Here is a 23,430-nt window from a genome sequence, read left to right on the forward strand (position 1 = left end):
GTCACGAGCCCCACGGCGGACCAGTGTACGGGTAGTGCGACTACTTTCCCAACCGGTCCACCCTCCCGCGCGTCGCGAGATCGCTCAGCGCGGCGTACGGATGGTCGCCCGTGCCTGTGACAACACCTTTTCCCCGTGGCAGGTGACGGTGATGTCCAGCCTGGTCAGGCCGTCTTCGGTGACCTCACGGACCAGGGCTGTCACCTCGAGCTCGGTGCCCTGGTCGTCGTCGGGGACCACCACCGGACGGGCGAATCGGACAGCGTAGTCGACCACCGCGTCGGGCGCGCCGGCCCAGTCGGTCACCGCCCGGCCGACCAGCGCCATCGTGAACATCCCATGGGAGATCACGCCCGGCAGCCCGACCTTCGTTGCCACCCGGTCGCTCCAGTGGATCGGGTTGAAGTCGCCCGAGGCACCGGCGTAGCGGACCAGGTCCGCACGCGTCACCTGGAACTTCCTCACCGGCAGCTCCATCAGCCCTCCCCGCGTACGACGAGCTTCGACCAGACGGTGACCACCGGTTCACCGGCAACCGTGGTGACCTCGGTCCGGGTGGTCAGGAATCCATGCCCACCACGGGCGCTGACATCCTCGATGGCGTTGGCGCAGACCAACTCGTCGCCCGCAGTCGCAGGACGGGTGTAGGCGAAACGCTGGTCGCCGTGGACGACCCTGCTGTAGTCGACGCCGAGGTCCGGGTCCTCGATGATCTGCCGACTGGCGGCCATGGTGAGCACCACGGGAAATGTTGGCGGCGCGACCACGTCCGGGTGGCCGAGCGCACGGGCGGCTTCCGGATCGTGGTGGGCCGGGTCGGTGGCGCCGATCGCCGTCGCGAACTCGCGGATCTTCTCTCGGCACACCTGGTACGGGGCAGTCGGCGGATACGTCCGGCCGACGAAGGACGGGTCCAGGGACATGCCGCGAACCTACACGCAAAACACGATCGCCGATCTGCCCGGCCAGGGCGGCCCAGGGCCGCGCCGTCCGTGCAGATCGGCGATCGGAGTGCTGTGGGACCGGGCCGGCGAGGCCGGCCGCAGGTCAGCGGGTCTCGCGGTGGACCGTGTGCCGGCCGTCGCGCGGGCAGAACTTCTTCAGCTCGATGCGGTCCGGGTCGTTACGACGATTCTTGCGCGTGATGTAGTTGCGCTCCTTGCACTCCACACACGCCAAAGTGATCTTCGGCCGGACATCGGTCGCCTTCGCCACGGCGGAGTGCCTTCCTCGCTAAATAAGTGCCAACTACGGCGTGTCAGCATACGCGCTGACGACGCGTACATGCAAAGCGGGCGCCTGCGGCGCCCGTCCTATCGACCTCCGGAGTCGGCCCGGTGGACGAGAGTAGCGGTGGCCGGACTTGAACCGGCGACACAGCGATTATGAGCCGCTTGCTCTGCCATCTGAGCTACACCGCCGTGGCGGGTCCAGCCGGACCCTCTGAGCCCCCTTACGGAATCGAACCGTAGACCTTCTCCTTACCATGGAGACGCTCTGCCGACTGAGCTAAGGGGGCCTGCGCGTTCACTCGGTGGCCGCGCAGGGGTAAGACTACACGGCCCGTTCGCCGAGACGAAATCGGATCCCGCCACGGTATGCCGTGCCAGGTCAGGGCACGGCGCGCAGGCGCGGCAGCTCGCCGACGGGCACCGCCTCCAGGTCGAGCTGGGCGCCGAACCACGCCTCCAACCGCTCGTACGGCAGCGGGCGGCTGAACAGGAAGCCCTGGCCGATCTCACAGCCGATGTCCTGGAGCAGTTCCAGGGTCAGCTCGCTCTCCACCCCCTCGGCCACCACGGCGAGACCGAACTGCTGGGAGAGCGTGACCACGGCGTTCACGATCGCCAGGTCCCCCGGGTCGGTCGCCATGCCCTGCACGAACGAGCGGTCGACCTTCACCTCGTGCACGGGCAGTCGCCGCAGGTGCACCAGGGACGAGCAGCCGGTGCCGAAGTCGTCCACGGAGAGGCGCACTCCCAGGTCCCGCAGCCGACGCAGGGCCGGAATCGGGCGGTCGGTCCCGTCCAGCACCCCGGACTCCCGGATCTCCACGGTGAGCCGTTGGGGCGGGACACCATACTCGTCGAGCAGGTCACTCAGCCTCGCCGGGAAGTGCGGGTCGGTGAGCGTACGCGGGGAGAGGTTGACCGCGACGGAGAGCGGGTGTCCCCCGTGCGCCCAGTCCCGACTGCGTCGCAGGCCCTCCCGGAGCACGAGCTCCGTGAGCCGGTCGAGCTGGCCGGTGTGCTCCGCCACCGCCACGAAGTCATCCGGGGCGACCGACCCGTGCGCGGGATCCTCCCAGCGGGCCAGGCACTCGACGCCGACCAGCCGCCGGTCCCGCAGGGTGACCTTCGGCTGGAAGTAGACCTCCAGCTCACCGCCGTCCAGCGCCCGGCGCAGGTCGCCGGCGAGACCGAGGCGGCGCAGCGAGCGGGACTCCAGCGCCGGGTTGAACAGCTGGACACTGCCCGGCACGCCCTTGGCCGCCGTGGCGGCGAGGTCGACCCGTTGCAGCAGCAGGGCGGGCCCGCCGCCGTGGTCCGGGTGGACGGCGACGCCCACCGCCGTGTCGACGTCCAGGGTGAGCCCGTCGAAGACCATCTCGGCGCGGATCTGCTCACGCATCCGGGCCGCCAGGTCCAGGGCCTCCTCCGCGCCTTCCAGGCGCAGGGTCACGAGGAACTCGTCACCGCCCGCCCGGCCCACCAGGGCGGCGGCGGGCGCGCACCCACGCAGCCGCTCGGCGACCGCGACGAGCACCTTGTCGCCGGCGGCGTGGCCGAGCGACTCGTTGACCTCGCGCAGCCGGTCCACGTCGAAGAGGAGCAGCGCCACCACCTCGCCGGGCGTCCGGATCTTCACCGCCTCGTCGAGAGCCGCGGTGATCCGCCGCCGGTTGGGCAGCTTGGTGAGCGTGTCGTGGTACGCGTCGTGCCGCAGCCGGTCGACCAGGCGCGAATTCTCCAGGGCGACCGCCGCGTGCGCGGCGACCGTCTCGAAGATCAGGACGTCCTCGCTCGTGAAGTGATTGGTGTCGCCGAGTCGGTTCACGACCTCCAAGGTCCCGATCACGGCCGGCCCGGAACGTAGCGGGAGTATGATGACGTCCTTCACCGGCTCGCCCCGCAGGATCCCCCGGGCCGCGGTCTCCGCCGACAGGTGCGCGCCGGACGTCAGCACCCGCGACTCGCTGCGTGCGCGCTCCCGCAAAGCCGCTGGAGTCACGGCGACGTCGAGCAAGCCGCGGCGGTCGTCCTGGGCGGTCAGAAGCACCTCGGGATAGCGACCCTGGGCGGGTAGCCAGAGCGTCGCGTACTCGGCCTGCATGAGCGCCCGCACGCGCCCGAGGAGAGCATCGACCAGCGTGCCGTCCCGGCTGCTCTCGGTCATGGCCCGCGCGAGCTGGTACATGTCGTTGAGCGTGCGGTGTTGCCGGAGAAACTGTGTGTACGAGCGGTAGACGAGGAACAGCCCGGCAGCGAAAACCGCGAAGAGGAGGAAGCCCCACCCCCCGGTGGCGACGACGGTGATCACGATGAGCAGGCCGACCGCCACATTCACGGCTGCCGCGAGCAGCGCCGGCGGGGAGTTGCGGGCGATCTCCCAACCCGCCTGCCAGCCCTGAGCGACGGCGATGACCGCGATCACGGCGGCCAGGGTGACGAGGGTGTGCACGCTGGTGGCGGCGGACAGGGCAGCCCAGGCATCCGGCTCGATCCCGACCGGGTCCGGCAGCGCCAAGAGCACCAGGCTGGCCAGCGAGGTGGCCGCGGCGGCGCGGAAGATGTTGAACCAGAACTTGACCGGGGCCAGGCTTCGGCGGATCTGGACGAGGAGCGTCGCCAGCGTGTACGCCAGGACGACGGACAGCGGTGGCAGCAGGTAGAACGCCACCACCAGGGGAATCTCCGTGAGCGTGAGGTTGAGCGCCTGCCGGCGAACCACCACGTTGATCGTCGGAAGCGCGGCGGCCACCATTACCGCCAGCATCGCCAGGGTGAGCGGCCATTCGCCGAGCGCGGGCCGCGCCCCCAGCGCCAGCCCGGTCACACAGACGACGGTGACCATGGCCAGCAGGCCGGTGATCAACCAGGCGTTCTCAGTCCTGCGGCTCGATCGGGAGGTGCGTACGGACACCGGTCTCCTCCGATCGCCGCAGGGACCTTGTGGCATCCCACCGGCCTTCGCCAGTGGGACTTCCTACCGCACGCTCACCTGGCTGGCGGCGGTCATGCCCCATTCGAAGTCCACCTGCTTGTGGTCGGCATGGGGCTCCGCGAAGACAAACACGATCAGCGCGGCGAGAGCGACCAGTGAGCCGACCAGTCGGCCCAACCTTCGAGCAGACATGTTCGCTCCTGTCAGGGCGGTCATGGAAGGGTGGAGTTCCACGATGGTGCCACACCTCGGGCACACGGAAAAGGCGAGAGGCCCCCGGGTCGGCGTCGCCCTCCAGAAATCAGCCGTTTAGCGCCGTCGGCTGCCCTGGTGGCCACCCACGGCAGGGCGGTCGCCTGCCAGCCGATGCGGCCGGCACGCAGCGCGACCGGCGGCAGCATTCGGTTGGACACCTCAGGTGGTTGGGCGGACAGTGGCGGCGCGGCTGGGCAGGCCGGACGGGATGACGGGGTCACGGGCGGTCGGCATCGGCGATGGGCGGCGGGTCGAGCTCGGCAGCTCTCACGCGGAACCGACCGCGTCGTGCCGCCACCACCGCGTCCAGCAGCCCCGCCGCCGACCCGCACACCGGACACGTCCCGCCCCGACAACGCCAGCCCCGTGTCGGCCGGTAGGTGCGTGAACAGCCTGCCACCGGGTACCGCACGCCGGTGACCCACGATGAGCGATCGACAGACGAAGAGCATTCGCGGCCGACGAACGTCGCTGACACCACCGTCGAGGCACTCGGCGAGCTGAGCAAGGCGTTAGGGACGATCCACCGCGTACGCGGGCACCTGTATTCCGCGCATCAACTCGTCGGCGGCGCCGACCTTACCCTCGATCGGGTGGTCGAGCTGCTGCGGCGGGGCGGACATGACGAGGTCGCTGACCGCGTGGAGCATGAGTTGCTGGGCCGTAACGTACTGCCCGGGCGGTGGACGTTTCAGATCGTGGAAGAGTTCGATGACGGATACTACGCGGCGTTCCAGGAGATCGAACACTTCGCCCGAGAGACGCTGGCCGGTGGGCGGCGGCACCTCTACGAGGCGGAAATGAAACAGCGGCGCCGGACCCACGGCATGCCGGGGCACGAGGCTACACCGTAGTTCCACCGGCGAAGCCGTTCGGCAGCATCGTGACGAGGGCGCCGACCCGACCGCTTTTCCCACCCGATCACAGTGGGAGAATCCCCCGCACCCGGGCGCCCGGCCGGACGCCCGGATCGAGGACGGCCACGGACTACTCGCCCTGCTCCGTGAGAGCGGGGGAGCCGCTGTGTTCCCGGCATCTGCTGCGCCAGCTGAGAACCGGAGTATTCGGCGACGAGTTCCTTGAATAGTCGCGACAGGATGTGATGACGCGGCCAGCGGGAGAGCCGGGACGCTTCATGATGAACTCGGCGATCTCCCATGCCCGCTCGTCTAGCCGTTCCAGGGCCACCACGTCGCTCACGATCCCGAGATCGAGCGCCACCCTCGCCGGGACCGGCTTTCTACGTGGACGTGGTGATCAGCGTATTTGACCCCATGAGCGCCTGGAGATGCGCCCACCCGTCGCCAGGGCGCTTCCGCGAAAAGCGAGGGTCCATGAAGGCGTCACGGCTACAGCACGATTCCACCTGAAGGGCACTCGGGCGGTGACGTTGCTCCGCGAGGCCGGGCGCGACGCGGGTTGAGCTCGAGCTGTTGGCCCCAGCGCGCGCTACCCGGGCGGTGGACGATCAGATCGTCTGGGGATTTCGATGATGGCCGCTACGCCACGTTCCGGAGATCAAGCGGAACACGCGTAGGAAGCCACCGTCGCCAATATGTTGTACCTTACAACAATCTGTGAGAGCGTTCTCACGCACCCGACGTGAGGCGCCGCTCGCACCCGGCTGCAGGCCTGCCCGTCCCCCGCGACCGAGGGCGCGGTCGGTCCACCCTGCCCGCGTACCCCTACCCCCACCACAGGAGGCACCGTGCATCCCGATCCTGATCGCAGGCGGGGCGGCTTCCGTACCGCCGCCCTGCTCATCCTCGCTCTTGCCGCGTCCCTCCTGGTCACGCCAGGGGTCGTACAGGCCCTGCCGGGCCAGGTAACGGCCAACAGCGCCGGCGTCGAACCGCCTGCGGCCGGCGTCCTACAGACGGTCGAGGACTACGAGGACGGCGTGCCGCCCGAGGTCATGCTCTTCGCCTCCACCGACGCCGAACGACCTGTGGTGTCCACCGTTGCGACCGGGGACCGGCCAGGCGCGGGCGGCGACGACGACACCTTCGCCGTTCGGTACGACATCGACGGCTGGGGCGGCTTCACCCACAACTTCGTCGCCCCGGACGGCCACCAGGACTGGCGGGCGTACGACGGGTTCTCGTTCTGGGTGAAGGGGGAGGGCACCGGCCGCCGCGTCCAGTTCGAGATCAAGGACGGCGGCGCGCACGGTGAGGCATCGGAGCTGTGGGAGTCGTTCTTCGTCGACGACTCCACCGGGTGGAAGCAGATCCGCACGACCTTCCCCGAGTTCGTCTGGCGGACCAGCTACCAGCCGGGGGACGGTCCGAAGGACCGGGAGCTCCAACTCGACCGGATGTGGGGGTTCGCGGTCAACCTGCCACAGGGCGCCGGTGAGCTGCACTTCGACCAGGTGGAGCTGTTCACGAACGTGGCGACGGTCGCCGACTTCGAGGCCCCGCAGCCGCCACTCCACCCGCCGGCCGGGCAGCCCGGCATCATCACCTTCAGCGGAGACGCCTCCCGGGTCCCGGAGCTGAGCTACGTCGACGCGCCCCGCGACGACGTGCCCGCCGGCAACCGGGCCCTTGCCGTGGCCGTGGACACGACCACCAGTTGGGCCGGCTTCGCACACAATCTGAGCTTCGACACCGAGCCGCAGGACTGGAGCCGCTTCGGCGGGTTTCGGTTCTGGTACTTCAGCCCGCTGACCGTGCCACCGGCCGCGCCCGGCGCCGGCCACCGGATCAACCTGGAGATCAAGGACGGCGGGGCGGACGCCGAGCACAGCGAACTCTGGACCACCAGCTTCACCGAGGACTGGGTCGGCTGGCGGCTGGTCGAGATCCCGTTCTCCCAGTTCAGATACCGCACCGACTATCAACCCGTCGGCGGCATCAACCAGGAGCTGGACCTCGACCGGATGTGGGGCTACGCCATGCAGCCCAGCGCCGGGTACGCCGACACCTTGCGCATCGACGACGTCCAGGTGTATGGCGTGCCCGAGGTGAGGCCGACGGTGCGGGTGGACGCCACCCCGGCGGTCACCCTGCTCGACGAGGGTGGTTCGGCGACCGTCACGATCCGGCTCACCAACACCGATGACCTGCCGCTGGACGACGACGTGACCCTGCGGTACGCCACCGGCAGCGGCTCGGCCACCGTCGGCGAGGACTACGAGCCGGTCGAGGGAGAGTTCGTCTTCCCCGCCGGTACCGCGTCCGGGGCCACCCGGCAGATCACCGTGCGGACGCTCACCGACGACCAGGCGGAGACGGCGGAGAACATCCCGCTGACGTTGTCCGGGAATGGCCTCGCCGTCACCGAGGACCTGCCGAACATCGTCGTCAACGCGCACGACCTGCCGTACCTGGACCCGTCCCGGCCGGTCGACGAGCGGGTCGCCGACCTGCTCGGACGGATGTCGGTCGAGGAGAAGGTCGGCCAGATGACCCAGGCCGAGCGGAACGCCCTCGACGCCCCGGACGATCCGGCCACCTGGCGACTCGGCTCGCTGCTCTCCGGTGGCGGTTCGACGCCCGACCCGAACACCCCCGAGTCCTGGGCGGACATGGTCGACGGCTACCAGACGCGTACGCTGCAGACCCGGTTGCAGATCCCGCTGGTCTACGGCGTCGACGCGGTGCACGGCCACAGCAACCTCCGGGGCGCCACGATCTTCCCGCACAACATCGGGCTCGGCGCGGCTCGTGACCCGGACCTCGTCGAACGGGCCGGGCACATCACCGCCAAGGAGACCCGGGCGACCGGGCCGCAGTGGTCGTTCGCACCGTGCGCCTGCGTGGCCCGCGACGACCGGTGGGGGCGCACCTACGAGGCCTACGGGGAGGATCCGGCGCTGGTGGTCGCCAACGAGACGGTGATCGACGGGCTCCAGGGCCGCTCGCTGGCCGACCGCAAGGACGCCGACCGGGTGCTCGCCTCGGTGAAGCACTACGCCGGCGACGGCGGGACCGCCTACCAGCCGGGCAACGGTGGATACCCGATCGACCAGGGCGTCGCCATCATGAGCCGGGAAGAGTTCGACCGCATCCACCTGGGGCCGTACGTGCCGGCGGTGCGCAAGCACCACGCGGGGACGATCATGCCGTCCTACTCGAGCGTCGACTTCACCGACGACGGCGTGGGCAACCCGGTGAAGATGCACGCCCACAAGGAACTGCTCACCGACGTCCTGAAGCAGGACATCGGCTTCGACGGCTTCCTGATCAGTGACTACGCCGCGATCGACCAGATCCCCGGGGACTACGCCAGCGACGTGCGGACCGCGATCAACGCTGGCCTGGACATGATCATGGTGCCGAACGAGTACCAACGCTTCGAGGAGACGCTGCGCGGCCAGATCGAGGCCGGAAACGTGCCGATGTCCCGCATCGACGACGCGGTCAGCCGGATCCTGACCCAGAAGTTCCACCTCGGACTCTTCGAGCAGCCGTTCACCGACCGGGCCCACCTGGCCGACGTGGGCTCGCCCGCGCACCGGGCGGTGGCCCGCGAGGCAGCCGCGAAGTCCCAGGTGCTGCTCCGCAACACCGGTCAGGTGCTGCCGCTGGCCACCACCGGCAAGCTCTACGTCGCCGGCGGCAACGCCGACGACGTCGGCGCGCAGTCCGGCGGCTGGACCATCACCTGGCAGGGCAACAACGGCGACATCACCCCGGGCACCACCATCCTCGAGGGCATGCGGCAGGTCGCACCGGACGCCGAGATCACCTACAGCGCCGACGCCTCCGCGCCGCTGGCCGGGCACGACCGGGCTGTCGTCGTGGTCGGCGAGCGGCCGTACGCGGAGGGCCAGGGCGACGTTGGCAACAACGGCTTCACCATGACGTTGAGTGCCGCCGAGCGGGGCACCGTCGACAGGGTCTGCTCTGCGGTGGCCGACTGCGTGGTGCTGGTGGTGTCCGGTCGTCCGCTCGTGCTCGACGAGACGCTCGCCCAAGCGGACGCCGTGGTGGCCTCCTGGCTGCCCGGCACCGAGGGGGCCGGCGTGGCCGACGTGCTCTTCGGCGAGCGGCCGTTCACCGGTCGACTGCCGGTGTCCTGGCCGCGTTCGTTGGACCAAGAGCCGATCAACGTCGGCGATGCTGGCTACGACCCGCTGTACGCGTACGGCTGGGGCCTGCGTACCGATGCGACCCGAGACCGGCTGCGCCAGCTGCGTGCCGAACTGGCGGAGATCAAGCATGACGGCTGGATCCGCGCCGCGGTAACGCTGCTGGACCGGTCGCTGCGCGACGGGAGTTCCTGGCACGCCGACGGCTCCGTGCGCGACGAGCGTCGGGTGGTCAAGGACCTGACGGTGGTCTCGGCCCTGCTGGCCCCCACCAACCGAGACGACGCGGCACAGCACGAACTGCTGGTGTCGGCGCTCCGAGACGTCGCGCAGGCGGCGATCGGACGGGAAGGGGTTGCAGCCGCCTCGACGACGCGAACCGCCACGCTGACCGCCGACGCCGAGCACGCGCTACTGATCGGCAAACCGACCACGGCGGCGCTGAAGCTCGCCGCGGCCTGGCGGGTCGCGGCCGGCTGACCCGGAACCTGGGCGGTGTCCCGGTCCGATCCGATCGGGACGCCGCCCGGGGACGGCGCGCGGCCGGAACATCGGACGATCGATCGACGCCGTGGCCCGGGCGCCGGGCGACCTCGGCCGATGGGACGCCGGCAAAAGCCAGAGCGAAGCCGCCGCGTGCCGCAGGTCGTAGGGCGGCCCCTGACCGGCGTTCGCACTGGTCAGGGGCCCCCTCCCGCGGACGGGAAGGGAGACGCCCCGGATGCCGTATTCGGGACCCGGGGCCCTCTCGATCCCTCGATCAGAAGTGGCCGACGTCTTCGGGGACGCCGTGGAACCGGTCCTTTCCGTCAGGGCGGTTCTGGTCGTCGTCGTTGCGCTGCTTCTTGTCCCTGTCGGGCTTCCGGTGGTCGGACTTTCCTTGTGTGATGCAGATGGTGACCACGGCCGGGTCGGAGACCACGGTCTGCGGGCCGTACGTGCCGGAGGCGTACGCGGTGTTGGTGACCTTGCCCTTCTCGGTGTCCGCCCAGCCGACCACGTACGGTGTGACAGCGTGGCAGTCGGTGAAGGTGCCCGGTGCCAGGGTGGTGGTGTTGCAGACGACGTGGCCGGCGGTCGGGTCGTTTACCGTGACGTTGGTGACGGCCACCGTGCCCGAGTTGTACACCCGGTAGGTGTAGATGATCCGGTCGCCCTTGGCCGCGAAGCCCTCCCCCTGGCAGGTGTTGCGGCAGTCCGAGTCGACCCGGGCCTTCTTGTCGATGGACAGGCCGACCTGCACCACCTTCTTCTCCTTGGTGGTGACGGTGAACGTGGCCTCGTTGGACGGCACCACCTGGTCTTCGTAATCGCCCTGCGCCTGTGCCGTGTTGACGATCTGACCCTTCTTCACGTCCTGCTGGGTGACGGTGTACGTGCCGGTGCAGGCGAGGCGCTCCCCCGGCGCGAGCTCAGCCTGGGCGAGGTTGCCCGGCTGAGCCGCGGGGCAGGTGATGCCGGTCACCGTGTCGTCGACGACGGTGATTTCGGTGACGGTCACGTTGCCGGTGTTCGTCACCGTGTAGGTGTAGGTGACCGGGTCGCCGGCCTTGAGTCCGCTGGCGGGGGTTCCGGTCTTGGTCAGGGTCAGCTTCGGGTCCACCGTGGGGTTGCTGGCGGCGCAGGTGTGGGTGAGCACGAAGAAGTCCGCCGTACCGGAGATCACGGCAGTTGCTCCGGTGAGCGTCCATCCGGCCGGGAGTCGGATCCAGGCCTTGCTGGTGCCCATGTTGTTCACGATCGCGCTGGGGTACGTCCCCGATGGGATCGTTTCGATGACCGTGCCGGTCGGCGTGCTGAACGTCGGGTTGATCGACTGGAACGTCCCGCTCGTGGCCGGGTTGCCCGGCAGGTTGAAGACCCAGACGTCCTCGTTCGGATAGGGTCCGCCACCCAGGTTGGGATCGCAGTTCTGGGTGTAGCTCGCCGCCGTGGTCGGCACATTGCCCGGATTGATGCTGATGGTCTCCTGCGCGGCGGCCGGCGTAGCGGCCACCAGTAGCGTGCCCGCTTGTACGACGGCGACGCCCAGCACACCTGGCAGTCCGCCCCCTTTGAACCTAAAGATTCTTCTCATTTACACCCTCCTGACCATTATTGAGACCAAAGGGAGCTAACCAGAATTTGCTACGCAACCAGCGTGGGTGAGTGAGATTTCCTCGAAACGGGGTACGGGCCACTGCCATCGCGGCGCAGTCCGGGTTGAGGACGATCGCTACCGCCAACCGCAGTACCGATATTCGACCCCGCACCCGTACCGACCCGCGCCGCGTGGCCCTGGTGTCGCGTGTTCGCGCCGCATAGGGGAACCCGGAGGGAGATCGGTATGGCATCCCCACCGTCTGGTGGCGGGATCCTCGCCTGGCTACGCCACGCGCCGTCCACTGCGCGCCGCCGGCTTGCGGCCCGGGTGGTCAGCCAATCGCCACTCGATCCTGTGGCACGGGGGGGGGTCGGCGGCACCTGTACGGCCTACCCGTACCGGGTTGATCTGGCCGGCCCGAAACGCACCGTCCCCACCCAGCTCCGGGCGGTACGCGCCGCGCTGACCGCCCGCCGCACCTGCCCGACCTGCGGCACGCCGCCGTGTCGCTTCGGCTCAAAGCGGGAGTGCCGGCTACCCAGGTCGCCGGCGAGCGAGGCGAGGTGCCGCTGTTCGTCGGTGCTCCGACAGCCGACGAGGTCGAGTTGGGCATCGACACTCGCGGTCTGGAGCCCGGGTGGGAACACTGGTCGGACGATGAGTGGACAGCCTGGTACGAAACCACGCCGTCCGAGTCCGACGTGATGGCGATGGCCTGTCGCTGGAGCATCGATCAGAGCGCGATCGACGACGCCACCGTGACTGCGACCGCGGCATTTACGGGTTACCGCCATCGGTCTCCAACGTCTCGCGATGACGATCCGGGTTGAAGGCCCTCCGTCCTCCCTTGCGCACTCTCATCGAGCACACCTCTGGGCGCCAGTGGCAGAAAACGACACCTTCGGTGACCAACACCTCGCGGCATGTGCGGGCACGTGATGACGCGCGTGTTTGACGGTCACCTCGACACCGGCCGCTGCCGCAGCGACCAGATCCGCACCGTCGACACTTGGTCATCGGCGTACGCGGAGCGTCGAGCTGGACCTGTTCCCGGTGGTCTCTGCGGTGCGGAAGCGGCCGATGCGAGCGCCGGCCGGTCGGCGGTGTGGGGCGCCGACCGGGCGGTCCCGGCTGGTCGGACCTACGGCTTGACCGGCATCAGCAGCGAACAGGCGCGGTCGTCGGCGGGCCGCCGGATAACCAGCGGGCGGATCGGGCCGTCCAGCTCGAGCACGAGTTGGCCCTCACCGCCGGCATTCAGCGCCTCCAGCAGGAACTCCCGGTTGACCGCGACGTGCCGGTCCTGTCCGGCGCGCCACTCCTGCGCACCGACCACGTCGATCCCGCCCGCGGCGCCGATGGCCAGCACCGCCAGCTCGTGGTCGACGCCCTCGTGCGTGTGGAGCACCCGGGGCGCGCCGCCCACCGCGGCCCGCAGTGCGGCCGCGTCGACCGGCGCGCGGCGCGGGCTGCCGTCGGCGGTGCTCGCCTGGATGGCCCGGCGGTAGTCGGGGTAGTCGTACGCCAGCGGCGCGTCCTTGATCGTCCACCCGTCACCGGCCGCCTCGATCTCCACACTGTCCAGGTGCAGGATCACCGGCTCGTGCCGCCCAGGATGGTCGCGGAGCCGGTCGACCCAGGAGACCGGGGCTGTCACCCGGGTGGCCGGTCCGTCGACGGTCGCCGGCTCGCGGTGGACGACCATCCGGTAGCGGTCGGTGGCCACGAACGTCACCCCGTCGGCCTCGGCGTCGACCAGGACGCCGGCCAACATCGGCAACTCGGGGTCGCTACCCACGGCGAAGCGCACGGAGTCGAGGGCGGCAGCCAGGACGGCGCGGGACAGGGTCACGGTGGTCATCGGGTTCTCCTGAGTGTCGAGAAGGGCGTGAACACGGGAGAGCTCGCGGCGGGCATCGGCCAGGCCGTCTTCGAGACGACGCAGGTGCGCATCCACCAGTCGATGCGCAGCCGCCCGCTCGGCGCCGAGCACCGCGACGATCCCGGCCACCGGCATACCGACCCGACGCAGACCGGCAACCAAGCGGGCCTGGTCGACCTGCGGCTCGCTGTACCACCGGTAGCCGTTACCCGGATCGACCACGGCCGGCACCAGCACCCCCGCGCGGTCGTAGAACCGCAGCGCACTCACACCGAGCCCGCTGGCCCGCGCCGTCTCGCCGATGCTCCGCAAGTCACTCCCCACACCCCGAACCCTGCCCCCTCGACCAACTCGAGAGTCAAGTCGCGGACTGATTCTGCCCCCGCAGCCAGCCAGCCCGGTGCATTGAGAGGTGCACGCCGGGTTCGGGAAGCGGCCCGGGGAGACGGACCAGCCCAGCTGGTCTGGCACCGCGACCCGGGCCGACTCACCGACCCGACCCGGCGGCGGTCATGACGTTCATCAACGAACACCGTGACCAGTTCGCGGTCGCGCTCCTGCTACGGGTGTCAATCCCCTGGAATCGTGGGGGCTCCGTTATGCGGCCTGGGCCTCCAGGGCGCGGGTCTCTGATCGTTCATAGTCGATAGGTGAACGCCAGTCGCAGGCAGAGTGTCGGCGGCGTCGGTTGTAGAAGTCGGTGATCCCGGTCGCGATCTTCAGGCGGGCCTCCGTACGGTTGCGGAACTGGTGGCGGTGGATGTACTCCCGGCAGGCCACCGCGTGTGGCACGCCATGCTCGGTCCGCTGGGAAGCGATGAACCCGGCCACGCCCACCGGCCCGGTCGCTTCCATCACCCACAGGACCACGGATCGCTTGAGGACATCACGCTTCACCGCCAGCTCGGCGTTCTCCCGCCGCAGCCGGGCCAGCTCCGCCCGCTCGTCCTCCGACAACTGCCCAACAGCGGCCTCACTGCGAGTCTGGTGGTCCCTCTTCACCCAGTTCGCAAGGGTCATCCCCAGTCACGCGCGACCTGAGCGATCGACTTACCCGTCTCCCGCACGATGCGCACCGCACCCGCCCCGGAACTCCGGATCAAACTGCGTCTCGTCAGCCATGAACCTCTATCCCTCAAGCTCTGGCCTCCACGCTAGGAGGGAATGGCACATGGCGAGCCACCCGGACATCTTCACCTTCGACGACATCGACAACGGCTTGGGCAACATCCGGGACTTCCAGACCACGGGCGTAGTGGCGTTCGCCCGCGGGTGCCCGCTCTACGCCTCAAATCCGGGAAGTCAAACGTGATGGGGCCCGTGTGAGTGTTTACGAGGACTACCGCTTGGACTGTGTCGAGGCCATGGACACACTGACCGCGAAGCTGTAGATACCCGTCCACCTGACGACACGCATGCGACACAGCCAGCGAGATCGAGCGGGCCAGAGCGGGACTGAGCGAGACTCACGAAAGAGCCCCCGACCGGCGTTCTCGCTGGTCGGGGGCCTCTTCGTGCACCTGGTGGCGGGTAGAGGATTCGAACCTCTGAAGCTTTCGCGACGGATTTACAGAGCGCCACGGACAGCCCGCTGACCAGCACAAACGCCGTTCAGTCCGAGCATGACGACGCAGATACGACGCCGGTCCCGATTTCAGCCTCCCGCCCGGTCGATCAGAACCCCGGCTATCTCGCCCATGCTGGTGACCACCACGCCCGCCCCAGCGAGCCGGAACGCGTCGACCTTCGCCGGCCGATTCGCGTAGCCGACCACCGCGACCCCGGCGGCCCGCGCTCCCTCAATGTCCGAGAGCGAGTCGCCGATCAGCACACACCGGCCCGGCGGCACGCCGAGGGCGCGCACGGCTTGCAGGATCGGTTCCGGGTTGGGCTTCATGCGGTCCGGCCGGGCGTACGCCCGGCCGACCACCGGAGAGACGTGCCCGGCGAGCCGGTGCGCTGCGAGGTAGGCGGTCACCGCACCGGCTGAATTGTTGCTGACCGCCGCCACCGGCACCCCGGCTTGCCGTGCCGCCACGATGACCTCCCGGCCGTACGGCGTCGGCTCGGCAGTCTCGACGGCCCGCCGCTCGGCCGCGCAGAGCGCATCCTCTACCGCTCGCGTGACGCGGTGGTCACCGGCCGCGCCAGTGCGGTGCAGCACTTCGAGCGGGTCCGCCTCTCTGGCGAGGTCAGGCGGTACGTCGACACCATGCTGTCGCAGCACGTTGACCAGCTCAGCCGCGACCTGCGGCGCGGGATAGCCAGCGAAGATGCTGCACACCGGCCCGTCGAAGTCGAGCAGGACCGCGCCGACCTCGCCGAGCAGCCTGCCGAGGTCGGCGTTCATTCGTCGTACCGGTAGGCGATGGTCGACCACATCGAGTCGAACCACTGGCGGGACGCCTCCACGAACTGCGTGCCGTGCGAGGTGTCGTCGTCGGTCACCGCGTAGTGGAACAGCGGCACGTCCTTGCCCATCAAGTCGTAGATCGCCATCGGCTCACCCTTGATCGAGACGGTGCGCTCAACGACCGGGTAGAAGCCGTAGAAGACCTCTTCGCCGTTGAGGATGTAGAGCTTGAACAGCGGGGACGCTCGATGCATCCGCACCTCAACGGTGGTCGACCGGATGAGGCCGAGGTCGCCCAACTCGGTGACCTGATCGATGATGCCGTCTGCTGCCCGGCGTGTGATCCGCTCTGCGCGCTCACGCACCGCCGGGTCGTCGGCCTGCGTCTCGGCCCGCGACGGTAGTGCCATCGGCACGGTCATGTCCGAGATCAGGACCCGCACGGCGATCGTCTCCGGTGCGAGCCGGCCAACGCGCACCTTGTCGAGCGCCTCGGCGAGCGCATCACGCAGCGTCTCGCCGGAGAACCCGGCGAAATCGATGCTGACATGGGGCCGCTCGAACGCCGCTTCGATGTGCGGACGCAGCTCGACGGCCCGCTGTGTCTGGGCTCGGACGAACGCGCCGCTGCCCTGCCGGGACACGATCAGCCGCTCTGCGCGGAGCAGGTCCAAGGCTCGCTTGACGGTCTCCCGCGCTACGCCGTAGCGGGCGGCTAGTTCCGGCTGTGATGGCAGCTTGTCGCCGGGGGCGAGCCGGCGCGTGAGGATGGCCGCCCGCAGCTTGTTCGCGATCTGCTGCGAGGCCTGTTTCGGGTCGTCGGGATCTAGCTCACCGAGGAAGTCAAGGTTCTCGCTCACCCGCCCACGGTAGCGCTGACTAGCCAAGTTGGGAAAGTTCGCCGCGCCCTCTTGACCTGACTAGCCAGGCCGCCCTACGGTCATCACGTCGGACCTGACTAGCCAGGTACGACAAGCCGAGCGGAAGCCGGGGAAGGTGGCGCTTTGCGCCGCGCGCTTACGGGCCGGTCGTGTGGTCGTTCATTGAGAACTTCACAGCAGAAGCGCCGCGTAGATCCGTCTGCGGCATCCCCGCCTTGAGCCACACGGTGGCCGACCCCGGTGTCTTCCCGGGCGAGCGGGGCGAGCGGGCCGGATCTGGCGCGCGGCATGGACTTCTGCCTATTGATTCCTGTTCGCCCCGGGGTGCGGCCGGTCTGGTCGCACCCCGAGGCGTTCCCCCGACTTCATCGACTCCCCCGGAGGTTTCCCGTGAGGAAGTACCTCGCCCCCGTGGCCGCCGAGCCGACCGCCGCCGACCTGGCGGCCATCGACCGTGAGTGGCCGCTGATCGCCGCCGAGCTAGACGTGCTCGACGCGGAGATCACGATGCTCTACGCCGAGGATCACGGCGGCCCGTCGCCGCTGGACTGGCGGCGTCTGCGCCGGGCGGAGGCCCGGGTTACCCGCGCCGCCGCCGACTTGGCCGCCCGCACCACCGACCCGCGCCGCGCGGCCTGATGTCGCGCATCCGCGCCGCCATCCACGATCCGGACGGGGCAAGGTTCGGCATTCCCACCTACTGGTGGCGGGGTGCCCCGCCGGGCTACGCCACCCGCCGTCAACTGGCCGCCGCGGGCTTGCGGCCCGGTGGTCAGCCGATCGCCGCTCAGATCCTGTGGCGTGGCGTGGGCGGCACTCGCGCCGCCTATCTGTACCGGGTTGATCTGGCCCGGCCGAAGCGCACCGCCACCCCCGGCCAGCTTCGGGCGGTGCGGGCCGCGTTGACCGCCCGCCGCACCTGTCCGACCTGCGGCACGGTCCGGCCTTACTACATCCCGCGCTCGCTGGGCGAATGCCTCGCGTGCGCCTATCCGCTGGAGGTGGCCGCATGAGTCGCCGCTATCCGATCCCCCGCCCCGCCGATGACCCGCGTTTCGCGTTCGGCCTGGTGCTGGACGTGGCCCGGGTGCTCGCCGAGCACGGCTACCCGTCCATGGCCGAGTCCTACGACGGGTGCGGCGCCGATTTTCTGGCGCTGCAAGACGCCCTGTTCTCCCTGATCTACGCCGACACCCCTGAGGAGTTGTCATGACCCCCCGCACCTACACCCACCCGTCCGTCCTGGAAGGCATCGCCGCCGGGGCGTCGTGGGCCGACTCGACCATGGATCCCACCGTCATCGACTGGACCGAGAGGCAGCGCCGAGCAGCGATCCCCTTCGCGGTCGTCGACGGCCGCCCGGTCGCGCCGGCCCCGCCGACTGGCATCCGGTACGGCCGTAACCGCCTCGGACACTGGGGCGAGGCGCAGGCCGCCGACGCGATCGTTACCGCCCGAGACATCGACGGGGTGCGCTGCCTGCTGCTGATCGAGCGTGGCGACGGGTTCGGGTGGGCGCTGCCCGGCGGGCACGTCGACCCCGGCGAGATCCCCACCGCCGCCGCGTTTCGGGAGCTAACCGAGGAGACCGGACTGGTCGCCAACCCCACTGACCCATGGGTGTGGACATTGCCGCCCCGGTACGTGCCCGACCCCCGCGCGAGCGATGAAGCGTGGATGGTCACCACCCCCGTGTGGATCGACCTTGGTTCCGGCTGGCTCCACCTACCCGACGTGACTGGCCAGGACGACGCCCGCCGCGCCGCCTGGCTCCCCGCCGACACCTACGACTGCCTACTTACCCACCTCGACGGGCTGTACAGCGGCCAGGTGTTCTCCGCCCACCGCGAACTGATCGCCGACATCCTCAACCACTGACCGGAGGTCACCCGTCATGACTGCCCCGACCATCAACGGCGCGAAGTACCCGCAGCCGGTGAGCGAATTGCTTCCGGCCGCGCGCAAGCTCGCTACCGACCTCGGCGAAACGCCGAGCCGTAACCGGCTGATGAAGGAATTCCGGATCGGGGTGCCGAAGGCGACCGAGCTGCGGGAGCGGCTGATCGCGGGCACCGCGATACCGGCCGCGCTGGACCCGGCACCGCCGGTCGCAGACACGTTCGACTACGCCGAGCCGATCGGTCCGGATCCGGCACCGACGCCCGATGACACCGCACACGGCCAGCCTGTCCCGCCGCAACGCGGGTGGTTCCGCCACCGGCCACGCGTGGAGACGCCGCCGCAGGTCCGGGTGGACGGACACCCAGGCACGCCAGCCGCCGCCGAACCGACCTCAGCCGACCGGACGTCGCTGGTACGGATCCGCTGGGGTGTGCGCCTGGTGCTCGCCCTCGGTGTCGCGGCCAGCATCGCCGGGAACGTGCTGCACGCCCGAGACGAACTCATCAGCCAGATCATCTCGGCGTGGTCGCCGCTGGCGCTGCTGCTGACCATCGAACTCATCTCCCGCGTGCCGGTGCACTCCCGCCGCCTCGCCGTCGGCCGGTGGGCGGCGACCGCGCTGATCGCCGGTATCGCCGCCTGGGTTTCCTACTGGCACATGGCCGCCGTAGCCGCCCGCTACGGGGAGACGAACGGCTCGCAGTACCTGCTCCCGCTGTCCGTGGACGGCCTGGTCGTCGTCGCGTCGATCTGCCTGGTCGAGCTGGGCGGCCGGATCGCCGCCGCGAAGGGACGCTGACCGATGAAGCAGCCGACCGTGCCGAACACGATCAGCACCGCGCAGATGGCCAACCTGTCGCGCCGGGCGCAGAAGGCCAACCCGCAGATGTTCACCCCCGAGGCCATCCGGCAGCGGCTCGCGTCGCAGGCGCAGCAGCGGAAGGCAGGGCAGTCCTGATGGGCAAGAGCAGGAAAGCCACCGAACAGGACCTTGCCGGGATCGTCGCTGAGTGGGCCGTGAGTGAGATCCACCGCGACGACAACACCCGCAAGGCGTTCCGCAACCTGCCGCCCGACGTGCAGGGCCAGATCCACGGATGGGCCGCCGACGAGCGGCAGCGCCGCGCGGACGGCATCACCCTGACCGACTGATTTCGCCCGGCGGCACAGCCTTACGGCCTGGAAACCAGTGCTGTGCCGCCGGTCCATTCCCGCAACCCGCATGAGGTCTTGGGAGGACCACCAGTATGTCTGATCGACAGTTGCGCGAGCACCACGACCGGATCGTGGCCCGCAATCGGGCGGCCCGGTTGGCGCAGATGGCCGAGGCGCAGCGCCAGGCCGACGAGCGCAACCGCGCCCGCGACGCCAGGCAGGGCAAGCGGTGAGCGCGAGGCGGTTTACCGACTACTACCAGCAGTGGCGTGACGCTGAGGCCGCCGCCACCGCCACCGGCACCAAGGCGGACCGGCAGGAGGCCGAGCGGCGGCGCCAGGCCCTGCACGACAGCCCGGAGGCGCAGCGTGCCCGCCGGCAGCTCAACGGCCGCGCCGCCCCTCGCGCCCGCCGCTGACCTTTCCCCACCAGTACCGCTGACCGCTTCCGCCGCCACCGGCTCACCGGCCGGTGGCGGTGGTGGCCGCCAGAGCGTCTGGCCGCCGGAAGGGAACACCTGTCATGGGTCTGTTCAGCAAGAAGCCCACCCCCGCCCCGATCAACCGGGACGCGGTGCGCACCCTGCTCAAGCTCGGGATGGCCGAGACCGACGCCGCTGATCGCGACATCGACAGCCGCGTGTTCCGCGACGCCAAGACCAAGTTCGAGCGGGCGTTCCGTTCTGCCGCGCCGGCTGACCAGGCCGCCGCGTACGACGCCCTCCGTAGACACGGCTACTAACCCCCCGCTGACCCGTCGCCCGCCCGGCGGCACGGCCCTGGCCTCGCAAACCGTGCCGTGCCGCCGGCCCCCACCCGATCCCATGACCGTTGGAGGAGCCCCCATCATGACGTCCCCCCATGAGGACCGTTTCGACTGGCAAGCCGCAGAACAGGACCTCGGCGAGGTGGTCGACCTCGACGCCGCGCGGCAGCGGCGCGACAACTCGACTGCCGTTTCGCCCGCAGTGCAGGGCAACCCGCCGCCCGCGCCCGCTGTCCGGCCCGGGGACGCGGGGGAGGTGCTGGAAGGTGACATCGTGGCCGCGCAGGTCACCGACGTACCGCCGGAGCTGAAGCAGTGGGCGTGGGCGGTGGGGTGGCGGCACAAGGCCCGCCGGCTGTGGACCTACAAGTGGCGCTACCTGTGGAACACGTTCGTGGTGCTCGGCGCGTGGAGTGTGCGCGCGTCCGGCTGGTGGTTCCGGGGCATCGTCCGCTCCGTCACCGACTTCTTCTCGTTCGTCGATGACCGGCAGGGCCTCGCGGTGGCCGATCAGACCGCCGGGGCCGTGGACGGCAAAGCCGACGTGGACGCCTGGCTCAAGGCCCGCGCCGAGCGGCACCGGGAGGTCAAGGACCGCCGGAAGGTGGTCCGCTCCCGCACACTCCTGCCGCTGGCCGGACTGGTCGCGCTGGTAGTGGTGCTGCTGTGGCTCGGCCGGGGCGACCTGATCCGCAGCAACGCCGGCCGGGCCGCGCTGACGGTGTGGGTGGGGTTGGGGTGCTGGCTGGTCTGGTACGGCCGTGCCCGCACGGCTCCGTTCTTCCCGCAGTTCCGGGAGCCGTCGCCGTATCCGCCGGTCACGAACGACACTGTGACCGGGGCGCTGCTGGCGACCGGGATCACCCAGTTTCGGGATGTGGTGAAGGCCGGGCACTCCCCGGTGGATGTGATCTTCCGTGACGACAGTGCGGGCGGGAAGATCGCCGAAACCCATCCGATTCCGGGTGTGACCACGCAGATGGTGATGGCGAAGTCGGTTGTGATCGCCGGTGGGTTGAAGCGTCCGCCCGCGATGGTGCACCTGTCGCAGGCCCCGACCGGGGTGCCGGGGCACGTGGAGATCCTGGTGTTGGACATCGACCCCGGGCAGAGCAAGCCCAAGCGGTTCGCCTACCTCGGTAAGCCGGTCAACGTCGGTGCTCCGTGCACGATCGGCTACGACCCGCGTAACCGGCCGGTGCGGTGGCCGCTGCCCGGCGCGAACGGCATCACCACCGGCACCCCCGGCTCCGGGAAAACCGCCTACCTGATCGGGCTGGGCTGTCTGGCCGCCGCCGACGTCGACGGCGCGCAGTTGGCGGTGTTCGACTTCAAGGGCATGGGCGACTACGCCGAGCTGGAACCGGTGTGCTTCGCCTACGGCGCGGACGCCGACCCCACCGAAACCGCCCGCATGCTGCTCGGCTTCTTGACCGGCCTGAAGCGAGAGATCATCCGCCGCCGTCAGGTCCTCACCGACCTCAAGAAGGTCGGCTCGGACCTGCTCGACAACAGCGCCGCCGCCCTCACGGACCGCCTCGCCCGGTCGAAGAAGCACAACATGCCGTGGATCCTCGTGATCATCGATGAGGTACACGAGGGCCTCGGCGACCCGATCCACGGCAAGGACATCGCCGTCCTGCTGACCGACCTGATGAAGATCGACCGGGCGTGCGGCATCCACGTCGAGATCGCCTCCCAGCGCACCGACACCGACTCCATCCCGTCCGGGATCAGCTCCCTGCCGATCGTGCGGGTCGCGTTCCACCAGAACGGCCAGCCAGGCAACGACATGATCCTGGGCACCGGCGCCTACAAGCGCGGCGTCGACGCCACCGCCTTCCGCCGGGGCGCGGCCGGCAGCGCCGCCGACGACCGCGGCTCGTGCTGGTACATCGGCTCCGAGGGCGGCGAACCGGTCCGGGTGCGCACCACGTTCGTGCTCCCGGACGTCAAGCGGATCGTGGCATCCGCGCTCGCCGGGCGCACCAAGGCCGGCACGCTGCTCGGCGCGGCGGCGGGCATCGTGGAGCAGCCCGAGACCGCACCGGCGTTCAGCGCGCTCGACGACGTGCGGGCGGTGTTCCTCGGCGACGAGATCGCCCTACACGGCGACGTGATCTACACCCGCGTCAACACCCGCCACCCCGGCCGGTGGAAGTCCCAAGCCGCGCTGACGGCCGCCCTGAAGGCCGAAGCGCCGGGCTGGAAGTCGCCCACCGTCGACGTCGGACAGCTCCGCCCAGCCGACGCCCCCGTTGACGCGGGGGTCGAGAAGACGCGTAGGGGCATCCGCCTCAGCCACCTTGAAACCGCGATCACCGAGCGTGACAACAAGAAGGGCCAGTAGCACCCTGGCGGCCGGGCCGAAACCAGCCCGGCCGGCACCCCAACGATCAAGAACGGGCCGCTAGGCCTCGCGGCATCACCCGCGAGGCCTCGCGGGTCCGCTAGGCCCCACCCTCGCCCCCCCAACCGCAACCCCACCAGCCGACTCGCACCCTCGCGGCCGGTAGGTGCCGCACACCCAAAAACAGCCCCGGAGGCCCTGGTGAAAACCCCCACCCGCAACCCGCTATGGGCAATGCTCATCCTCCTCGCCGCCCTGTTCTGGCTCACCGCCCGCACCACACCCGGACTGACGTTGATCACCCTCGGTAGCCTCGCGGGGTGGCTCGGGCGCCCGTGGTGGGGCCTCGCGATGGTCGCCCTGGGCGCACTGATCTATCGGGAGCAGTGCTCCCGCAGCCCCTACTCCCCGTGCCTGCGATGCAAGGGCAGCGGGCACCACCGCACCCGCCGCACCCGCCCGTGCCGCCCCTGCCGAGGCCGAGGCGTCCGCATGCGGTGGGGACGCGCAGTCATGAACGCCTACCGCCGCGCCACCCACACCGCCCCCACCGCGCCGCCCGCCCGGCCCGCCCGTTCACCCCGAACACCTACGCCGACGCC

General features: G+C 69.9%; 24 protein-coding genes, 2 tRNA genes and 1 pseudogene. 15 read left to right on the forward strand and 12 right to left on the reverse strand.

What is annotated here, in order from left to right; genetic code table 11:
• Positions 1-84: 84 nt before the first annotated feature.
• The 7 genes from QTQ03_RS15070 to QTQ03_RS15100 all read right to left on the reverse strand — a co-directional run bounded on the left by QTQ03_RS15070 (position 85) and on the right by QTQ03_RS15100 (position 4,356).
• Entirely contained in the window at positions 85-477 is a 393-nt protein-coding gene (locus QTQ03_RS15070; RefSeq protein WP_289278590.1) for a MaoC family dehydratase, read from the reverse strand.
• Positions 477-923: a MaoC family dehydratase N-terminal domain-containing protein gene (locus tag QTQ03_RS15075; RefSeq protein ID WP_289278591.1), complete on the reverse strand. Its 447-nt coding sequence runs from the start codon at positions 921-923 to the stop codon at positions 477-479. The genes QTQ03_RS15070 and QTQ03_RS15075 overlap by 1 nt, the downstream gene beginning before the upstream one ends.
• A gap of 124 nt (positions 924-1,047) precedes the next feature.
• On the reverse strand, positions 1,048-1,215 hold the full coding sequence (gene rpmG / locus QTQ03_RS15080; RefSeq protein ID WP_007073056.1) for a 50S ribosomal protein L33: 168 nt from the start codon (positions 1,213-1,215) through the stop codon (positions 1,048-1,050).
• A 133-nt stretch (positions 1,216-1,348) separates the two neighbouring features.
• Positions 1,349-1,421, reverse strand: a tRNA-Met gene (locus QTQ03_RS15085).
• A 25-nt stretch (positions 1,422-1,446) separates the two neighbouring features.
• Positions 1,447-1,519, reverse strand: a tRNA-Thr gene (locus QTQ03_RS15090).
• A 92-nt stretch (positions 1,520-1,611) separates the two neighbouring features.
• Entirely contained in the window at positions 1,612-4,179 is a 2,568-nt protein-coding gene (locus tag QTQ03_RS15095; RefSeq protein WP_502889760.1) for a putative bifunctional diguanylate cyclase/phosphodiesterase, read from the reverse strand.
• Positions 4,180-4,206: 27 nt separating this feature from the next.
• Positions 4,207-4,356 (reverse strand): hypothetical protein, encoded by a 150-nt coding sequence (locus QTQ03_RS15100; RefSeq protein WP_289278592.1) that lies wholly within the window; start codon positions 4,354-4,356, stop codon positions 4,207-4,209.
• A 479-nt stretch (positions 4,357-4,835) separates the two neighbouring features.
• Between QTQ03_RS15100 and QTQ03_RS15105 the strand changes: the two genes are divergently transcribed.
• Together QTQ03_RS15105 and QTQ03_RS15110 are read left to right on the forward strand one after the other, a co-directional pair.
• Entirely contained in the window at positions 4,836-5,273 is a 438-nt protein-coding gene (locus QTQ03_RS15105) for a hypothetical protein (protein WP_289278593.1), read from the forward strand.
• Positions 5,274-6,127: 854 nt separating this feature from the next.
• Positions 6,128-9,937, forward strand: coding sequence for a carbohydrate binding domain-containing protein (locus QTQ03_RS15110; protein ID WP_289278594.1), 3,810 nt, complete (start codon positions 6,128-6,130; stop codon positions 9,935-9,937).
• 280 nt (positions 9,938-10,217) lie between these two features.
• Here QTQ03_RS15110 and QTQ03_RS15115 read toward each other — a convergent pair whose 3' ends face one another.
• A complete protein-coding gene (locus tag QTQ03_RS15115; RefSeq protein ID WP_289278595.1) occupies positions 10,218-11,534 on the reverse strand; it encodes a CLIPPER-2 domain-containing protein in 1,317 nt (438 codons plus the stop codon).
• 254 nt (positions 11,535-11,788) lie between these two features.
• Between QTQ03_RS15115 and QTQ03_RS15120 the strand changes: the two are divergent.
• Positions 11,789-12,071 (forward strand): annotated as a pseudogene (locus QTQ03_RS15120) (RRQRL motif-containing zinc-binding protein); the annotation flags it as partial.
• Positions 12,072-12,681: 610 nt separating this feature from the next.
• Here the strand turns inward: QTQ03_RS15120 and QTQ03_RS15130 are convergent.
• Positions 12,682-13,734, reverse strand: a complete 1,053-nt coding sequence (locus QTQ03_RS15130; protein ID WP_289278597.1) for a DNA polymerase III subunit beta family protein — start codon at positions 13,732-13,734, stop codon at positions 12,682-12,684.
• Between the two features lie 285 nt (positions 13,735-14,019).
• Positions 14,020-14,424: a hypothetical protein gene (locus QTQ03_RS15135; RefSeq protein WP_289278598.1), complete on the reverse strand. Its 405-nt coding sequence runs from the start codon at positions 14,422-14,424 to the stop codon at positions 14,020-14,022.
• Positions 14,425-14,542: 118 nt separating this feature from the next.
• Here QTQ03_RS15135 and QTQ03_RS15140 point away from each other — a divergent pair, with 118 nt between their 5' ends.
• Positions 14,543-14,734 carry a hypothetical protein gene (locus QTQ03_RS15140; protein WP_289278599.1) on the forward strand — a complete coding sequence of 64 codons (192 nt, stop codon included), beginning with the start codon at positions 14,543-14,545 and terminating at the stop codon, positions 14,732-14,734.
• A gap of 342 nt (positions 14,735-15,076) precedes the next feature.
• Here the strand turns inward: QTQ03_RS15140 and QTQ03_RS15145 are convergent, their stop codons facing one another.
• Both QTQ03_RS15145 and QTQ03_RS15150 read right to left on the reverse strand, forming a co-directional pair.
• On the reverse strand, positions 15,077-15,772 hold the full coding sequence (locus tag QTQ03_RS15145; protein WP_289278600.1) for an HAD family hydrolase: 696 nt from the start codon (positions 15,770-15,772) through the stop codon (positions 15,077-15,079).
• On the reverse strand, positions 15,769-16,635 hold the full coding sequence (locus tag QTQ03_RS15150; RefSeq protein ID WP_289278601.1) for a GntR family transcriptional regulator: 867 nt from the start codon (positions 16,633-16,635) through the stop codon (positions 15,769-15,771). The genes QTQ03_RS15145 and QTQ03_RS15150 overlap by 4 nt, the downstream gene beginning before the upstream one ends.
• Before the next feature lie 411 nt (positions 16,636-17,046).
• Here QTQ03_RS15150 and QTQ03_RS15155 point away from each other — a divergent pair, with 411 nt between their 5' ends.
• The 11 genes from QTQ03_RS15155 to QTQ03_RS15205 all read left to right on the forward strand — a co-directional run bounded on the left by QTQ03_RS15155 (position 17,047) and on the right by QTQ03_RS15205 (position 22,828).
• A complete protein-coding gene (locus tag QTQ03_RS15155) occupies positions 17,047-17,295 on the forward strand; it encodes a DUF6284 family protein (protein WP_289278602.1) in 249 nt (82 codons plus the stop codon).
• Complete coding sequence (locus tag QTQ03_RS15160) at positions 17,295-17,669, forward strand: RRQRL motif-containing zinc-binding protein (RefSeq protein ID WP_289278603.1); 375 nt, start codon at positions 17,295-17,297, stop codon at positions 17,667-17,669. Before QTQ03_RS15155 ends, QTQ03_RS15160 begins: the two co-directional genes overlap by 1 nt.
• Positions 17,666-17,869, forward strand: coding sequence for a hypothetical protein (locus QTQ03_RS15165; RefSeq protein ID WP_289278604.1), 204 nt, complete (start codon positions 17,666-17,668; stop codon positions 17,867-17,869). Before QTQ03_RS15160 ends, QTQ03_RS15165 begins: the two co-directional genes overlap by 4 nt.
• Positions 17,866-18,534 carry an NUDIX domain-containing protein gene (locus QTQ03_RS15170; protein WP_289278605.1) on the forward strand — a complete coding sequence of 223 codons (669 nt, stop codon included), beginning with the start codon at positions 17,866-17,868 and terminating at the stop codon, positions 18,532-18,534. The genes QTQ03_RS15165 and QTQ03_RS15170 overlap by 4 nt, the downstream gene beginning before the upstream one ends.
• A gap of 16 nt (positions 18,535-18,550) precedes the next feature.
• Positions 18,551-19,357, forward strand: a complete 807-nt coding sequence (locus QTQ03_RS15175; protein WP_289278606.1) for a DUF2637 domain-containing protein — start codon at positions 18,551-18,553, stop codon at positions 19,355-19,357.
• A gap of 3 nt (positions 19,358-19,360) precedes the next feature.
• The gene (locus tag QTQ03_RS15180) at positions 19,361-19,516 is read left to right on the forward strand and encodes a hypothetical protein (RefSeq protein WP_289278607.1); all 156 of its coding nucleotides are present in this window, start codon (positions 19,361-19,363) and stop codon (positions 19,514-19,516) included.
• On the forward strand, positions 19,516-19,710 hold the full coding sequence (locus tag QTQ03_RS15185; protein WP_289278608.1) for a hypothetical protein: 195 nt from the start codon (positions 19,516-19,518) through the stop codon (positions 19,708-19,710). The genes QTQ03_RS15180 and QTQ03_RS15185 overlap by 1 nt, the downstream gene beginning before the upstream one ends.
• Before the next feature lie 95 nt (positions 19,711-19,805).
• Positions 19,806-19,946 (forward strand): hypothetical protein, encoded by a 141-nt coding sequence (locus QTQ03_RS15190; protein ID WP_289278609.1) that lies wholly within the window; start codon positions 19,806-19,808, stop codon positions 19,944-19,946.
• Positions 19,943-20,131, forward strand: coding sequence for a hypothetical protein (locus QTQ03_RS15195; RefSeq protein ID WP_289278610.1), 189 nt, complete (start codon positions 19,943-19,945; stop codon positions 20,129-20,131). Before QTQ03_RS15190 ends, QTQ03_RS15195 begins: the two co-directional genes overlap by 4 nt.
• A gap of 104 nt (positions 20,132-20,235) precedes the next feature.
• Positions 20,236-20,454 carry a hypothetical protein gene (locus QTQ03_RS15200; protein WP_289278611.1) on the forward strand — a complete coding sequence of 73 codons (219 nt, stop codon included), beginning with the start codon at positions 20,236-20,238 and terminating at the stop codon, positions 20,452-20,454.
• Between the two features lie 106 nt (positions 20,455-20,560).
• Positions 20,561-22,828, forward strand: a complete 2,268-nt coding sequence (locus QTQ03_RS15205) for a P-loop NTPase family protein (protein ID WP_289278612.1) — start codon at positions 20,561-20,563, stop codon at positions 22,826-22,828.
• Positions 22,829-23,430 lie beyond the last annotated feature (602 nt).

Source organism: Micromonospora sp. WMMA1363 (genome assembly GCF_030345795.1).
Lineage (GTDB): Bacteria > Actinomycetota > Actinomycetes > Mycobacteriales > Micromonosporaceae > Micromonospora.

Bases quoted from the DNA above. Each gene is read 5' to 3' on its own strand.
- QTQ03_RS15100 (WP_289278592.1), bottom strand. From the start codon at position 4,356: ATGTCTGCTCGAAGGTTGGGCCGACTGGTCGGCTCACTGGTCGCTCTC.
- QTQ03_RS15200 (WP_289278611.1), top strand. From the start codon at position 20,236: ATGGGTCTGTTCAGCAAGAAGCCCACCCCCGCCCCGATCAACCGGGAC.
- QTQ03_RS15095 (WP_502889760.1), bottom strand. From the start codon at position 4,179: ATGCCACAAGGTCCCTGCGGCGATCGGAGGAGACCGGTGTCCGTACGC.
- QTQ03_RS15140 (WP_289278599.1), top strand. From the start codon at position 14,543: ATGAACCTCTATCCCTCAAGCTCTGGCCTCCACGCTAGGAGGGAATGG.
- QTQ03_RS15170 (WP_289278605.1), top strand. From the start codon at position 17,866: ATGACCCCCCGCACCTACACCCACCCGTCCGTCCTGGAAGGCATCGCC.
- QTQ03_RS15190 (WP_289278609.1), top strand. From the start codon at position 19,806: ATGTCTGATCGACAGTTGCGCGAGCACCACGACCGGATCGTGGCCCGC.
- QTQ03_RS15185 (WP_289278608.1), top strand. From the start codon at position 19,516: ATGGGCAAGAGCAGGAAAGCCACCGAACAGGACCTTGCCGGGATCGTC.
- QTQ03_RS15070 (WP_289278590.1), bottom strand. From the start codon at position 477: ATGGAGCTGCCGGTGAGGAAGTTCCAGGTGACGCGTGCGGACCTGGTC.
- QTQ03_RS15165 (WP_289278604.1), top strand. From the start codon at position 17,666: ATGAGTCGCCGCTATCCGATCCCCCGCCCCGCCGATGACCCGCGTTTC.
- QTQ03_RS15205 (WP_289278612.1), top strand. From the start codon at position 20,561: ATGACGTCCCCCCATGAGGACCGTTTCGACTGGCAAGCCGCAGAACAG.
- QTQ03_RS15075 (WP_289278591.1), bottom strand. From the start codon at position 923: ATGTCCCTGGACCCGTCCTTCGTCGGCCGGACGTATCCGCCGACTGCC.
- QTQ03_RS15145 (WP_289278600.1), bottom strand. From the start codon at position 15,772: ATGAACGCCGACCTCGGCAGGCTGCTCGGCGAGGTCGGCGCGGTCCTG.
- QTQ03_RS15160 (WP_289278603.1), top strand. From the start codon at position 17,295: ATGTCGCGCATCCGCGCCGCCATCCACGATCCGGACGGGGCAAGGTTC.
- QTQ03_RS15175 (WP_289278606.1), top strand. From the start codon at position 18,551: ATGACTGCCCCGACCATCAACGGCGCGAAGTACCCGCAGCCGGTGAGC.
- QTQ03_RS15180 (WP_289278607.1), top strand. From the start codon at position 19,361: ATGAAGCAGCCGACCGTGCCGAACACGATCAGCACCGCGCAGATGGCC.
- QTQ03_RS15115 (WP_289278595.1), bottom strand. From the start codon at position 11,534: ATGAGAAGAATCTTTAGGTTCAAAGGGGGCGGACTGCCAGGTGTGCTG.